At 44.6% G+C, this 14,319-nt stretch carries 9 protein-coding genes and 1 pseudogene; 2 read left to right on the forward strand and 8 right to left on the reverse strand.

The annotated features are described in order from the left end of the window. Nucleotide 1: 1 nt before the first annotated feature. The gene (locus tag AX660_RS11925) at nucleotides 2-3,115 is read left to right on the forward strand and encodes an efflux RND transporter permease subunit (protein ID WP_068376835.1); all 3,114 of its coding nucleotides are present in this window, start codon (nucleotides 2-4) and stop codon (nucleotides 3,113-3,115) included. A 1,129-nt stretch (nucleotides 3,116-4,244) separates the two neighbouring features. Here AX660_RS11925 and AX660_RS11935 read toward each other — a convergent pair. Continuing rightward, complete coding sequence (locus AX660_RS11935) at nucleotides 4,245-4,517, reverse strand: hypothetical protein (RefSeq protein ID WP_068376842.1); 273 nt, start codon at nucleotides 4,515-4,517, stop codon at nucleotides 4,245-4,247. 15 nt (nucleotides 4,518-4,532) lie between these two features. On the opposite strand from AX660_RS11935, the gene AX660_RS23710 reads away from it, so the two are divergent. Further along, a complete protein-coding gene (locus tag AX660_RS23710; RefSeq protein WP_068376845.1) occupies nucleotides 4,533-4,790 on the forward strand; it encodes a helix-turn-helix domain-containing protein in 258 nt (85 codons plus the stop codon). Between the two features lie 232 nt (nucleotides 4,791-5,022). On the opposite strand, the pseudogene AX660_RS22830 reads toward AX660_RS23710, so the two are convergent. The 7 genes and pseudogenes from AX660_RS22830 to AX660_RS11970 all read right to left on the reverse strand — a co-directional run. Further along, nucleotides 5,023-5,273: pseudogene (locus tag AX660_RS22830) on the reverse strand (tyrosine-type recombinase/integrase); the annotation flags it as partial. A gap of 214 nt (nucleotides 5,274-5,487) precedes the next feature. Then, nucleotides 5,488-7,716 carry an AAA family ATPase gene (locus AX660_RS11945; protein WP_235594726.1) on the reverse strand — a complete coding sequence of 743 codons (2,229 nt, stop codon included), beginning with the start codon at nucleotides 7,714-7,716 and terminating at the stop codon, nucleotides 5,488-5,490. Then, nucleotides 7,713-8,150: a VPA1267 family protein gene (locus AX660_RS11950; RefSeq protein WP_068376849.1), complete on the reverse strand. Its 438-nt coding sequence runs from the start codon at nucleotides 8,148-8,150 to the stop codon at nucleotides 7,713-7,715. Before AX660_RS11950 ends, AX660_RS11945 begins: the two co-directional genes overlap by 4 nt. Continuing rightward, on the reverse strand, nucleotides 8,150-8,827 hold the full coding sequence (gmtX, locus tag AX660_RS11955) for a gamma-mobile-trio protein GmtX (protein WP_068376853.1): 678 nt from the start codon (nucleotides 8,825-8,827) through the stop codon (nucleotides 8,150-8,152). Before gmtX ends, AX660_RS11950 begins: the two co-directional genes overlap by 1 nt. 1 nt (nucleotide 8,828) lies before the next feature. Next, nucleotides 8,829-11,492 carry a gamma-mobile-trio integrase GmtZ gene (gmtZ, locus tag AX660_RS11960; RefSeq protein WP_068376856.1) on the reverse strand — a complete coding sequence of 888 codons (2,664 nt, stop codon included), beginning with the start codon at nucleotides 11,490-11,492 and terminating at the stop codon, nucleotides 8,829-8,831. Next, nucleotides 11,492-12,949 carry a gamma-mobile-trio recombinase GmtY gene (gene gmtY / locus AX660_RS11965; protein WP_068376859.1) on the reverse strand — a complete coding sequence of 486 codons (1,458 nt, stop codon included), beginning with the start codon at nucleotides 12,947-12,949 and terminating at the stop codon, nucleotides 11,492-11,494. Before gmtY ends, gmtZ begins: the two co-directional genes overlap by 1 nt. Before the next feature lie 152 nt (nucleotides 12,950-13,101). Further along, on the reverse strand, nucleotides 13,102-14,319 hold the full coding sequence (locus AX660_RS11970; RefSeq protein WP_068376861.1) for a hypothetical protein: 1,218 nt from the start codon (nucleotides 14,317-14,319) through the stop codon (nucleotides 13,102-13,104).

Consider the following 14,319-nt stretch of genomic DNA (forward strand, 5'->3'; position numbering starts at 1 on the left):
CATGATTGAATCCATATTACGTTTGTCCATCGCGCGACGAGGTCTAATGCTGATGTTGATCTTCCTTGTGCTTGGCATGGGGATATTCAGTTATCAAAAATTACCTATTGATGCGGTACCCGATATCACCAACGTGCAAGTGCAAATCAATACACAAGCATCGGGCTATTCGCCTTTGGAAACCGAGCAGCGGATCACATTCGTAGTAGAAACAGCGTTGGCGGGATTGCCTGATCTGTCCTACACCCGCTCATTATCTCGCTACGGGCTATCTCAGGTAACAGCGGTATTTGATGAGGGCACTGATCTGTATTTTGCGCGTAATCTCATTAATACCCGATTGGGTGCAATCAAAAGTCAGCTACCTGAAGGGTTAGAGCCTGAAATGGGGCCTATCGCTACTGGATTGGGCGAAATCTATATGTATACCTTGCGAGCCAAGCAAAATGCCATGCAAAAAAATGGTGAGCCGTACAATGCAATGGCGCTTCGCGAGATACACGACTGGATTGTAAAACCGCAGCTCGCACTGGTTAAAGGGATCACTGAAGTAAACGCCATTGGAGGCTATGTTAAGCAATACCATGTGAATCCTGAACCACAGCTTATGCTGAATTTTGACATTAGTCTAAGTGATATCCATCGTGCTTTGGCGCGAAACAACACGAATCAGGGAGCGGGGTTTGTTGAGCGAAATGGGCAACAAATTCTGGTGCGCTCACAAGGTCAACTCCAGACAATTAGCGATATCGAAAATGTGGTGATAAAACGCATTAATACTGTCCCCGTTGCGGTGAAAGACATTGGCAGTGTCGCTATTGGCAAAGAGCTGAGAACGGGTGCGGCAACGCAGGAAGGTGAAGAGACCGTTTTAGGTACAGCAATGATGCTAGTCGGCGAAAACTCACGAGCCGTTGCCCAATCAGTTGCCAAAAAGGTGAAGGACATTCAATCCAGCTTACCTGATGGTATTGTCATTGAGCCAGTCTACGACCGCACCCTACTCGTCGATAAAGCGATTGACACGGTTCAGAAGAACCTTGTGGAAGGTGCGTTATTGGTCATCGTGATCTTGTTCATCTTGCTTGGCAATATTCGCGCTGCGCTGATTACTGCGGCAGTTATACCGCTAGCGATGTTGGCGACCATCACTGGAATGGTTAATACCGGTGTCTCTGCCAATCTGATGAGCCTTGGGGCATTGGATTTTGGATTAATTGTCGATGGGGCGGTGATCATCGTAGAGAACTGTATCAGGCGGTTATCCGAGTCTCAAAAACGCACAGGCGGAGTCTTACCCCTTAAAGAGCGGCTAGAACTGGTTTTTCAAGCAACCAACGAAGTCATTCGTCCTAGCTTGTTCGGTGTATTGATTATTACTGTGGTGTATATCCCGCTGTTCTCATTGACAGGCGTTGAGGGCAAGATGTTTCAGCCAATGGCCGCAACGGTCATCATGGCGCTGATAGCAGCGATGCTGTTCTCCATTACTATTGTTCCGGCGGCAGTCGCGATGTTTATGGGCGGTAAAGTCAGTGAAAAAGAAAGCTTCATAATTGTTGCAGCCAAATCCGCCTATCGCCCCATCATTCACCTTGCACTGAAATTACGCTGGATAGTGCTATTCGGTTCAGTCCTGCTGGTAGTGGGCAGCTTATGGTTGGCAACGCGATTAGGCTCTGAGTTTGTGCCCCAGCTTGATGAAGGAGACATCGCACTGCACGCCATGCGCATACCAGGAACCGGTATTGAACAAGCCGTTGCCATGCAAAAAACACTTGAATCTACCTTGATGGAATACGAACAGGTACTCACAGTGTTTGCGAAAACCGGTACCGCAGAAGTCGCTACCGATGCGATGCCGCCCAACGTAACCGATACCTTTGTTATGCTAAAACCACGATCACAGTGGCCTGATCCTGACCTATCAAAAGCTGATTTCGTGGAAACCCTTGAGCGAGACTTGCAAGCGGTGACAGGCAATAACTATGAGTTTACTCAGCCTATCCAAATGCGCTTTAACGAGTTGATCAGTGGGGTAAGAGCTGACCTTGGTATAAAAGTATTTGGAGATGATTTAACCACGCTAGTTGCTTCTGCAAACGACATCTTAACCGTTTTGCAATCAATTGACGGCGTGGCGGATGCACGACTTGAACAGGTCGATGATATCCCTATCTTCACTATCAACCCTAAGCCAGTCGAGTTGGCACGTTATGGATTGGACGTCGCCGATTTGCAGGAATGGTTGGCGTCGGCCATCGGTGGTAATATCGCTGGCTTAATTTTTGAGGGAGATAGACGATTCGAGTTGCTTGTGCGATTTGATGAAGGTATTCGCACAGATTTAGATGCCATTGGCAGCACTCCTATCATTACATCCGATGGGGAATTTGTGCCATTATCAGAAGTTGCTTCGCTGGGTTACTCGTCTGTTCCCAATCAAATCAGTCGAGAAAACGGTAAGCGCAGAGTCGTGGTTACCGCCAATGTCAGAGAACGAGACTTGGGTAGTTTTGTTGACGAAGCAAAAATCAAAATAACCGAACAGGTTGCACTCCCAGCAGGCTACTGGCTAGATTATGGCGGCACATTTGAGCAGCTTGAAAGTGCCAGTCAGCGGCTGTCTATCGTGGTGCCAGCTACACTATTTCTGATATTGGTGTTACTGGTAGTCGTGTTTGGCTCAATTCGTGATGCCTTGATCATCTTCACTGGCGTGCCTTTGGCCTTAACTGGGGGTGTTTTCGCGCTCTGGATGAGGGACATGCCAATGTCCATATCAGCTGGAGTCGGATTTATTGCGCTCTCTGGTATTGCGGTGCTCAACGGTTTAGTGATGTTGTCATTCATTAGACAGCGAGTAATGGAAACAGGTGACCTAATTAACTCTATTGTCGATGGTGCTATCACAAGATTACGTCCGGTTTTAATGACGGCACTAGTAGCAAGTTTAGGTTTTATTCCGATGGCACTGAATGTCGGGACGGGTGCTGAAGTGCAAAGACCACTAGCAACGGTAGTGATTGGCGGGATCATCTCTTCCACCATTTTAACATTGATAGTGTTGCCTATTTTGTATCGGATGATGCACTCGAAATCAACCAAAGTGTGATTATTGGGCACCGTATTGCATAAGATACGGTGCTCTTCGTCTGGAGATTCAAAACAACTGATAATGACTACTGAATTGTGTATTCACCAATAAGAAGCTGATTGTCCGGAACGCTACAATTACCACCAACTCAATCAAGGTCGAATGAAGATCCGCAAATGACACAGAATCTCAGTCAGGGTTAACGCTCGACTGTCCGCTTAGGTTCACAGCTGCCTTCCAGAGAACTTCTACTCAACGGCTGCAAATGGCACTGAGACGACGGAAAGCTTCAAGTGAAGCAGTCATACGACTAGGGCCTGCTGATTGTGTCATAATAACACTAGATAGTGAAACTGTTAGAACCTCAAGCTGCTATAGACAAAATTTTAGCTGCAAATAAGCACATTTTGGATGAAAGCAAAGTGCAAAAAATGCACATTACTAATTCTGCAAGACCTCTGCAAAATTAGCCGTAGAAAGTGGTTTGTTCCAGTTGGAGCTGTTCACTCAAAAGTGCATCTGCTAATTTGATCAGTCACAAAGCTTATCTCGAAAGTCTTTCTCTGAAAGATAAAGGCAATATGCATAAAATGCATATTCGAAATATTCGCTGATGGCACTTTAAAGCAGGCAGTAATTGACTAAAAAAGTCCCAATGTTATACAAAATGCTTGATGAGGTTATCAGCATACAAACTGAGGTAACGACACTTATCAAGTGTCGTTAAATCGAATGAGTTTGCAATCGATACCATTCGCTTTACTGCGTTCCACAATGTTATCGAGAACACAACCAGTGTAAAACGTAGTGCAATTTTCGTCTTCAACTCTTAGTTTATATATACTGCCGGATGTTTGAGGCCAAGTGATCACACCCTCGTGCAATTCGGCATCCTGGGGACTAAACGAGCCAGATGACATCTGCCACGTGTCTCCATCTAGATATCCCCCTCTCCATGTGCCAAAAATCTTGTAAAAAGTAGGCGTATCAACGGGCATAAATTTTACAATCACCCAGCCGTGTGGTTCACAAACTGCTGACATAGGTCACTCCGTTAGCTATTTAAACAATCAAAATAGCAATTAAAATTTAATTTAGTGCTAGCCGTACATGAAAATACAAACCAAAAAAATCTTCAATCACTGGTTTAAAATATTTTGTTTTCTCGACCATGTTTTACTGAGTTTACAATTGTCACGCCATTAATCTTGTTGTTCACTTCAGCTATTGCTCCTAATGAAAGAGATGCAACATCTACGGAATTGTTAATTAGGAACGCTCCTCCATAATAAGTGATAGTGTAGCCTTTTGTTGATACCAAAATTACGCCAAGAGCTTCTGGCACTTCGCCAGCAATCAATTCAAGATTTTCAGTCATTAACCCTCCTTTAGTCCGATTTTCGGACATTTTTAAATCCATTGTATTCTCCTGGCTATGAAATTCAAATCAATTTACGACCCTCACTACAGGAAACTAGTCGCGACATTAGTCGAGGCAAGGAAGAATGCTGGAATAAGTCAAACCCAACTAGCAATAGAGCTTGGTTTAAACTCCCATTCATATATTTCTAAAATTGAAAGCTGTGAGCGAAACGTCACTCTTCTAGATTATATTAGAATATGTAGAGTTCTAAAATTTGATCCTAAAGGAGGTATAGATATCTTGATGAAGGCTTCTTCCAAAATGCGATGAAAGTATCAATAAGAATATTGACGTCATCGATTACGTAATAATTCACCTACATCAATATTAAAGTGTTAGTACATATTAGTAATATAAAAATCATGAACGACCCCTTTATATTAAAGCAGTCATTCAAGGTCGTTTAATAGAGTTCACTTTCGGAGTTGATTTCTGTCATTTAATTTAAACAATTTTTTCAGTAATTAGGTGAAACTGGACGTTGAGTCCGGTTAGTTTACATTTAGAACATTCTGTCTATAGGGCTTGTGGTTCCTGAAGAATGTTGTCCAATGACATGAGTGTATATTTGAGTTGTTTTCTCAAGTCGGTGTGTCCTAACAACTCTTGGACAGTGCGGATATCAGTTCCACTTGTGAGAAGTTGTGTGGCAAAAGAGTGCCTGAATGTGTGGGCAGTAATGTGTTTGTATATTTTTGACTTCTTCACTGCTTTTCTTAATATGTTACTTAGTGAAGTCCAGTGCAGATGATGGCTTATGGCACATTGACGCAGTTCGAATAGTTAAAATCCAACCCTAGATTTCAATAGCCTATTTAAAAGATGGTTTAGCAGGGCGCGAGGTGAGAAAGTCACTGTCATTGGCATTGTCTGCGCGTCGCAACTCGTCAACTGTCCTCATGTCCCGCAGGTTTAGCAGGTTTAGCATCAAGAGGCTATCGCCCCTTAATAATCCCCATAGCGAATACTACGATAGAAGTTGTGACAGATAACTTCTTCGACTATTGGAATTGCTGGGTGATTTTGTTATCTCGGCAAAGTCTGACGCACTACCTACAATATGAATTTCACTTTCAGCCCTAGTGATGGCAGTATAAAGCCATGCACGGTCAACGATACGACCCTTTTGCAGTGCAATGATTATACGTGGAAATTGCGACCCTTGAGCTTTATGAAGGGTTATGGCGTAACCCAGTTTCATACAATCAAGAACAGCTTGAGTAACTTCAATTTTATCACCCGTATCGAGTGTCACTTCACCATAACTTTCTCCAGATGCAACAACACTTGTGAGGATACCAAGCGATCCATTCTGAATGCCTTTATCATAGTGATTTTGCGTAAACAAAATGATGTCATTAAGGCGCAGATTTAGAAATAATTGCTCACCATGCATTTCAAACTCAAGCCTACTGCCTCTGTGATTCACAGCCTCTTGAGTGAGCGTGTTGATTTCATCAACCAATGCTTTGGTTGGTGCCATCACACGGCAGTTTTCAGGAGATTGCTGATACAATTTACAGCAGACTTGAGGTATCTCTTTCTTGTCTGTTTCGTGGAAATGAATTGCGCCTGTGGTAAGACATTCTGGGATGTTGCCTTGATTGATTAGTTGTGAATACTCAGGGATACCTGTCGATGCCTCAGCACGTTTAACGATGTTCAAAGTGGTATTAACTATCGTCTTCGACTCAACGATGTCTGCTAACACCTTCCCACAGCCAATTGGCGGAAGCTGATCGGGATCACCTGCAAAGATAATGCGCACGTAGGGGTGAATGTGATTTACCAAGCGATACATGGTTGGTAAATCAATCATGCTGGCTTCATCAATAACAAGCAGGTGTTTTTGTTCATCTGAATCAATAGGATCATCTCTCAGGAACTTGGCAATCGTTGACGTGATAAAACCAATTGACTCATGTAAGCGCATGGCCGCACGACCACTTAAGGCAACTGCATGTATTTCAAACCCCATTGTATGATAGGCACGCAATGCCGTTCTAAGAACTGTCGTTTTGCCTGTACCCGCACCACCTGTGATGCAACTGACGGCGTTATCTAAACATGCTGTGATCGCTTCAACTTGTTTCTTTAATAGTTTGTAAGGCAGCTCACCTGCCGCTGAGCAATATGCAGATTCTGCATAATCGTCATAGAGGTTTTTTTGAGTAGCGAGCGATTTAAGTCGTTTCGCGACGACATTTTCCATCAGCAACTGAGCTGTTGGATGGTAAGTGCCTGTCTCGTGATTTAAAAGGTATTGAGCCTTGTTATGACCCGCCTTAAACGCTTTGGCGACCAGCTCTTTGTCTTTGAGTAACTTAGTTAGGTGAGGACGTAAATTGTCTTGTACTGTATAGGTATGGCCTTTTTCAATCTCTTTGCGTATTGCTACTTCAAGGGCTGCGCTCAATCGTCTGTCATCATCTGTTGCGTCCTCAAGTTGCACTTGAGAAAGAGCATCCACCTCTGTAAAGCTCATACCGAAACCAATTAACACATAAGGATTCTGTTTAATTGCTTCAATGGATTGCTCAGCGTGATACTTCAGCAAACGCTGCTGAACACTGGCAGGTATCTTGTATTCGGACATCCAATTGCAGTATGCTAAATTCTTGTATTTAGCATACCCCTTAAATAATGCGATGATAGAATCTTCGCTCAGAACGCTTCTAAGTAGCCCCCTTGATTCTGGAGTATCATTACTCAAAGTTGTATGAAAATTTTTACCTAGAAGCTCCCAGAGTGCTCTCGCTTTACTTTCACCAACACCTTTAAAATCTCTTTCTTTGGCGATAAATTGGATAAGTTGCTCACCTGTTTCTGGCAAACTACATTCAACATGCTCAGGTGACTGGTAAGTATGCTGCTGCATCACGTAATCACCCGTGTCCATGCTTTCAATTTGTCGATTCCCTTTGACTGACCAATACTGACCGATTGCAGGCTGTGTAGGCAATGCGTCAGGATCTATCTTTATCGTGACATAGTATTTACCGCTGTTGACTCTGTAAGAGTTTTTCTTCAGCGGTGTGCCGCTGAATATCACCATGTTAGATGAACTGAAAGGGATACTGGTAACGCGAAATTGGTCTTCATGCAATTTCGCAACAGCTTGTTGCAAAATTGGGTTTCTCAATATTTTGGGATTTTGTCCGATAGCTTGTTGGACAATTGAATTATCACCCATCATCTTGGCATGAACCCCATTTCTGATAAGGTTTCTGACAATTCACCAAAGCGTTTAAGCTTACCTTCAAGCTCTTTGATTTTGGCTTTTAACTCGACATTCTCAGCCTCAAGTGACGATGAACGCTTTGAATCAAGCGCCTTGCGGTTCGCTGTATTGTCGTATTGCTTCGGCTTATCCGCTTCTTTTTTTGCGGTGTCTGTCAGTGGCGGCAGCACGCCTTTGTCACGCAGGTTGTCTTCCAGCATTTTTAAGTGCTTTCGTATGTCAGGATTTTGATTTAAGGCTGACTTACCAAAGCCTACAGCTTTTGCCACTTCGATACGATTTAGCTGACCTCTAAACGCAATCTGCCTGTAGTCATCATCAGTTTGGGTTGCAGACCACGCCAGAAACGCATCGAGGTTTTGCTGTGCTTTTTGCTGCCCACTTGCCATCAGTCGTCAACCTCACCTAATAGCTTTCGCAAGCCAGTCACAAAGCCACGGGGAAATATTTCAGCGTTGTACTCCATATCTTTCACTTGACCTGCCTGCGTGGTTTGCCAGCCGTTCTTGTCCATACACTCATCGGAGATGGCGTAAGCCAGTGCTTTTTTCTCTGATTCGGTAAACACACCAGAAAGAGAAGGTAGCACTTCAATGCTTGGCTCTGCGCTGGCATCAAACTGACGGACAGGTCGCTTATCAATGGTGATATTGGCATGCTGCTTAAGCAGGTTCACTTCTTTGCGGTAGCGGTTGCGCTCAGCAATGATTTGCCCAAATAAAGCGCGAACGGCAGGGTCTGGAATACGCTCTAGCAATTTATTATCAACGGGTACGGACTTTGAGCGAGAATGCGCCACCAATGGTTTTTTGGTGTTGGTCTTGCACTTTTGCGCCCATGCTTCAATCAAGGCGCGGTAATGCGTGTTACGGGTTGCTCTAAGTGCTTCATAACCTGGGCCAGATTCGGCTGCCGAAATGCGTCCAATCTGGGTAATGGAGAAGTCCTTCTGACCTGAACCAGCATACGCTTTTAAGATAGTGTTGAGCGTATCTAAGTTTTGTTTGGTTCTCGGTACTTTACCGTCTTTTAAATCCTCAAGAATGACATCTATATCCAGCTCCATGCTATTTCTCCACTAGTGCAGGTTGGATGAAATTTTCTAAGCTTAATACTTTACCTGTCAGGGCATTCACACCTGCACTGAACAGCTTGTTGTCAGTCAAATATTCACCCGCTTCGATGTAACTAGCCACTTTACGGTAGCCCTCCATTTTGTCGTCAGGGTCGGCTATCTTTGCCATTTGGCGTAGCATGGCATTACCAGCGATTAGCTGTTGTTTTTCATCCATTTCCATAAAGATAGGCTCAAAGCCTTTCTTCATAAGCGCACGACTAAGCTGCATGGAACGCTTTTGGATAGCTGGCGTCTTGCGCAATTCATCCTGCAAGTCTGGAAAGAATTCCGCATCGTCACACAGCAGTGATAGATGCAGCAATTCAGAGTCTGTTTCAATGAATTTCAAGGCGTGGCTAATGTCACGCTCACCCCCTACCGCAATCATTTTATCTTTCGTATCACCATTGCCTCTAGCTTCTTCAACATGAATAATTTTGCCGATTAACTCAAAGCAGGCTATCCAATCTTTGACATATTCATCAGCCTCCACTTGTTGCTTTTCATAGCGGCGTTGCAATACCTGCATGTCATCATGCTTGGTAAACGGCGTACCTTGCTCTTCACAGAAGAACTGCTTGTCTTTAAGCGCTTCCAGCTCACCTTCGATTTCAACCGATAGATTGGCGGCTTGGTACGCCTTGTAGCTGAGTTGATTAAACTGAGCATTAAGCGCTGGCAGGTATCGTGCTTCGGTGATAAACCAACGGCAACGGATGCAGTTTTCAGGGCCGTGCGGTACGCTGCTATAGACACGATTAGCGGAAGCACTTGAATCTCTAATCAACTCTCCACCGTTCCAGCAACCGCCGAGCGTACTGATTTCATCGGATTTGACTGTGTTGCCTCCGACCAAACATAAGCCAGATGAGCGTTCTTCCCAACCGATGGGGTTACGGTTAATCAATGCTGCCTGAATGCTATCTTCTTTGTGGTAGACCATCTTGCATTGAATTTGCGCTAGTGAGGCATCTTTGAGAAAGTTGCGCACCGACTGCTGAGATTTACCTTTTAAGTGCCCTTCTGCTTCACTCATTTTTTCCGCCATCACGGATGGGGTAATTTTGTTGTAGTAGATGGTCATTAGGATACGTGAGTGGCCTGCCAGTAGTTTGGATATGACAGGCAGGGGTAATTGGGTATCCATCGTGTAGGCGGTTATCAATGACACACGCAAACTGTGTAGTGGGTGGTTCGTGGCAGCCTTATGGCCTTCTGGAGTGCCTTCTGGGTAATCCAAAACCAGTTTAAGTCGTTCGCCGTTATCAAGCGTATTACCTTGCTCAGCGAGCTGCTCTTCTAGTGTTAGCAAGAGTTGATACCAGAAAGGAGTCATAGCCGTATTGCTAATTGGTTTTGAACGGTCAGCCCCTTTCGCTGATGCTTCCCGAAACAGAAACGCAATTTCACCCATGCTTTCTAACTGGGTTTGTGACTTCTTATCGCGAGTATGCTTAGCTAGCAACGTAGTACAGTCTGTCGGTCTCTCTATCGGGTTGTATTTTTCCTGCCAGTTACGCAACTTTTCCAGCCAATACAGTACCTCTTCGTTTTGCCAAGGAATAATGTAGCCGCGCTCTAGTTCCGATTTATTCTGGTCTGCGGTTTTGTTGGTGTTGACATACAAACCTGTTGAATATTGCCCTGTCATGGTGTCATGAATGCGGCGAAAGATACCTTTACCAAAGGGGCGTTTTTCGCTACCGAGCGCAAAGTCATGCTTATCATTAAGCTTCCAATGACCACTTTCATAACGCCACGTATCCGCTTCACCACTGTCTAACATACGCACCTGATAGGTGCGCAGTGGCAGATGCAGCTTCATAAATATAACCATTGCTTTGACGGGTGACCAGATTTGGTGGAGGGTGGTTTTTTTACCATTTCTAGTCACTTCTTTAGTGCGCCACACGCAATCGGGGTCGGCTTTGTCAATCAGCTCAGACTCAACCTCGAACCAGTCTCCACTTCCACCTTTTTTACCTTGCCCTGACTGCTCTTGCGCCCACGCCCAATGCTTGAAATGGCGATAGTGATAGCTAGGCAGTAACGACTCACCTTGCGGTAGATTTTGCTCAATCACCTTCAGTTCCGCTTTATCTGGCAACGGGCATAGGATTTGGCGCTGGTCTTGGATGTACCGATACGGCAGTGGGTTACGCACGGTTTCAGTGTGTGAGCCTTGGGTCTTGATTTTGCTCAGCGGATTGCGAACCAGTGGCATTAAATTGCCACTATCATCTTCTTCAGATAAATGATGCTCAATGATGTAATCAATGAAGTCACAGGGGTAGTTGATACCGTTTGATACTTCGTTGGGGTCGTTAATAGTTTTTCTCGTACTAGCTTCTAGCTCTTCAGTGGAGCAGATATGACCGCTGTACCCCTTGAAAAACAGACCAATATCAGTTGCATAGGGAGCGCACTCCAACAGGTAGGACTCAAAGAAACGGCTCAACGCCTTAAGCTTGTGGTTTATTCCTGAATGTTGTGTCGCCATCCACTCAGCGGCTAGTTCCTGCCATTGCTCCCACTCAGGGCCAAGGGTGGTGAGCATCCATTTAAACGTTAAGTCCGATGCACGCCCGTCATTTTTTCTACCTTTCGTTGCCATTATTTACCTCGTAATTTCGGATGTTTGCCTGTGAAATAGCCTTGCGGGTCAATATCGTCAAAGCCATGTTCGACCAATGATTTCCAATCTAGCGGTTTCACTTTGGACTCAGGATTTGCTAGTTGTAGCGTGGCCTTGTTGAGTTCATTGGAGATTTCCTGTTGCCCTTTGCCTGTGTAGGGAACTTGAGACTCCAATGATTTGTGGTGCATACAGCGACGAATGACTAACGGGTTAAGCCCTGAACGCTCTAATCGTCTGCCGTAGTTATGTCGATGTCCGTGAGGGTCTAACCCTTCCGCTTTATTCGGTGCTAACCCAATGCGTTTTAATCCTGCCGCATAGCCTTGATGAAAAGCGTTAAGCGTGTATGGGTTGCCGAGGGCGCTGTGATGGAATGAAATGAACGCATACGGGTGATGACAATCAATACTGGCTCGGTACTTTTGATAACTCTTCCACAATAACATAAAGACCTTGCCAAACTCCGTGGGGAACCATTGCACTTGGATGTAATTATCACGATGGTCTACAACACGATTTTTCCAACCAATCCGCGATGTACCCTGCATTTTGATGCGCGGTATACGGGCATATTCTTCTTTAAGATAGTCTGCTCTGGTATGCTTTCCACTTCGACTGCGCCAGCCATCAGGTGCTTTACCATCAACTTCGTTGTATACCCGAACCACAGCATTATCTGGATTGTATGGGTCTTCAAACACGTCCGTCACCCAAATTAATAATGCTTCACTTTCTCGCAGACCACCGCCGTGCATTAGCAGAAGAATAAGCTTATCCCTCAGCGTCACTCTTGGGTCTGTAGCACCACCAATGCCGTCTTTGAAGAATGACTCCCAGTGTTTTTCTGGAAAGGCAATCGCATCGTCTTCCGTCTTGGTGAGTGGAGTGCGCCCCTTCATTGTTCTGGCTTTGCGAATAGTTTTATTGATGCTCTTGTCTTCGATATGCCCAAGAAAATCATGCTGGTTTTTACGAAACCATGCCGCATAATTTAAGCGTTGTTCATGCGGAGTCGCATCCCTCAAGGGATTCATTGGCTCAGTGCCTTGCTTATTAGCAATCCAGTCAGTAAAAGCTGTCAGCCTATGGATGTGTTTATTAACATGCTCTGTCGAGCTTGGCATCCAATATAAGCCAGACGGATCGAGTCCATCTTCACCGATAGTGCCGCTATAAAGGCGCTTAGCAAAGGTTTGGAATAAAATTTTAGGGTCGTTGAACAAGTCCTTGTTCGCCTCCATATATTCTAAAAGCAAAGAAACGACTTGAATGAATTGATTCATAACGGACGCACTGACACCGTTTGCCTCCATTTTAAGAAGGTAATCCGTTACAACACTCAATTCGCCTTGTTCGGTAAGCAACACTGGCAGTTGACTTTTTATGCCCGTGTTATCTTCAATAATGGTGGCTTTTACTTTTACTGAAGACAAATATCGTATCCCTATACACTATAAACATATAGTACACTATAATCCCAAAAGATTTTTTGTCAAATAAAAGGCAGATTTCTCTGCCTTAATACACATTATACACAGTTAAATCACCTATATATAACTCCGATGTCGGTTTTTTTATTCAACTCCTAATAAGACCAGCGGTATTGCAACACTGCCATGCTTTGTTGCTGCTCTATTTGTGGATCTTGTTTGAGCGATAAACGACTCGCCGCATAGTTACGATTAAAGTGCTGCTCCAATCCAAATTGCCACTGTGCATTAAAATCATAACGCCACGCCAGTGTCAGCGCTTCACCATGGCTGTCGTTCCAGTCCCAAGGAAAAACATCATCTTCAGTGACCTCAAACTTATCAAAACGCGCACTTAACCTATGAGGTCCTAATGTATGACTTAACAATATATACCAAGCGTCAAAATCAGCGGCGACATAACGTTTGCCCATCACGGTATCACCTGACATCCACTGGGCAACGGCTCGTGTATTGGCACTAAACTGATGTTGCATGGCTAAGGAATGAAAACGTGTACGCCAACCATATATACGCTGAGCATTGAGCTGATTGGGATCGGCTTGATTATCGTAATAATAGTAACGCACACTGCTTTGTTTATAGTATTCAAGATGAGCTCCGACATAAAAACCTAAACGCCCATCAAATTCGTGAAAGGGCTCAACATACGCCGGGTGGTTGAGGCGATAAGCGCCTGTGACACTAGGATAGGCCGCCATCGGAATTTGTTCGTTGTATAGGCTCTGCCTGTCATGCATGGCAAAACCACGCCAAGTTAACATTGCGCCCATGGGATCGTTGCCTTTAAAAAGCCCACCATGCAGTTCCCATGAAAATGCACTGTTGCGCACCCTACCAGGACTAAATAAGGTCATTTCAAGCCCAGCTATACGTAACTCTTCACCCAACCAACTATTTATTGCCGATTGGGTATAACTATAAGGAGATAACCAGCCTTGCGCAGTGTTTTCCAGCGACATGGCGGGATAAAACAATCCGGCTCTAGCGCGCCAACGCACTGTATCTTGACTCAAGGGTTTATAACTGAGCAGGGCTTGAGATAAACCTATATTTTGCTCGCCCAAGGGATAATAGTTCGCCACTACTTCGTAACTCAGGCCAGAACTAAAACTATCACTGACATCTAACACTGCTTGTTGGATATTGGCACCACTGTGTGAATAAGCCAAAATGCCGGTATCACCTGCATACCATGAAGCTTGTTGGTCGGCATTAACGTAGTTTGCCTGCACCAGCACATTGATTTCTGCCGCTTGCAGACCAGATGTAAACGCAAAACTCGCAGCAAATAATGCCAAGACCTTTTTCAT

This window comes from Paraglaciecola hydrolytica, from assembly GCF_001565895.1.
GTDB lineage: Bacteria > Pseudomonadota > Gammaproteobacteria > Enterobacterales > Alteromonadaceae > Paraglaciecola > Paraglaciecola hydrolytica.

Coding starts and splice junctions, on each gene's coding strand:
- AX660_RS11925 (WP_068376835.1), top strand. CDS start 2: ATGATTGAATCCATATTACGTTTGTCCATCGCGCGACGAGGTCTAATG.
- AX660_RS11935 (WP_068376842.1), bottom strand. CDS start 4,517: ATGGATTTAAAAATGTCCGAAAATCGGACTAAAGGAGGGTTAATGACT.
- AX660_RS23710 (WP_068376845.1), top strand. CDS start 4,533: ATGAAATTCAAATCAATTTACGACCCTCACTACAGGAAACTAGTCGCG.
- AX660_RS11945 (WP_235594726.1), bottom strand. CDS start 7,716: ATGATGGGTGATAATTCAATTGTCCAACAAGCTATCGGACAAAATCCC.
- AX660_RS11950 (WP_068376849.1), bottom strand. CDS start 8,150: ATGGCAAGTGGGCAGCAAAAAGCACAGCAAAACCTCGATGCGTTTCTG.
- gmtX (WP_068376853.1), bottom strand. CDS start 8,827: ATGGAGCTGGATATAGATGTCATTCTTGAGGATTTAAAAGACGGTAAA.
- gmtZ (WP_068376856.1), bottom strand. CDS start 11,492: ATGGCAACGAAAGGTAGAAAAAATGACGGGCGTGCATCGGACTTAACG.
- AX660_RS11970 (WP_068376861.1), bottom strand. CDS start 14,319: ATGAAAAAGGTCTTGGCATTATTTGCTGCGAGTTTTGCGTTTACATCT.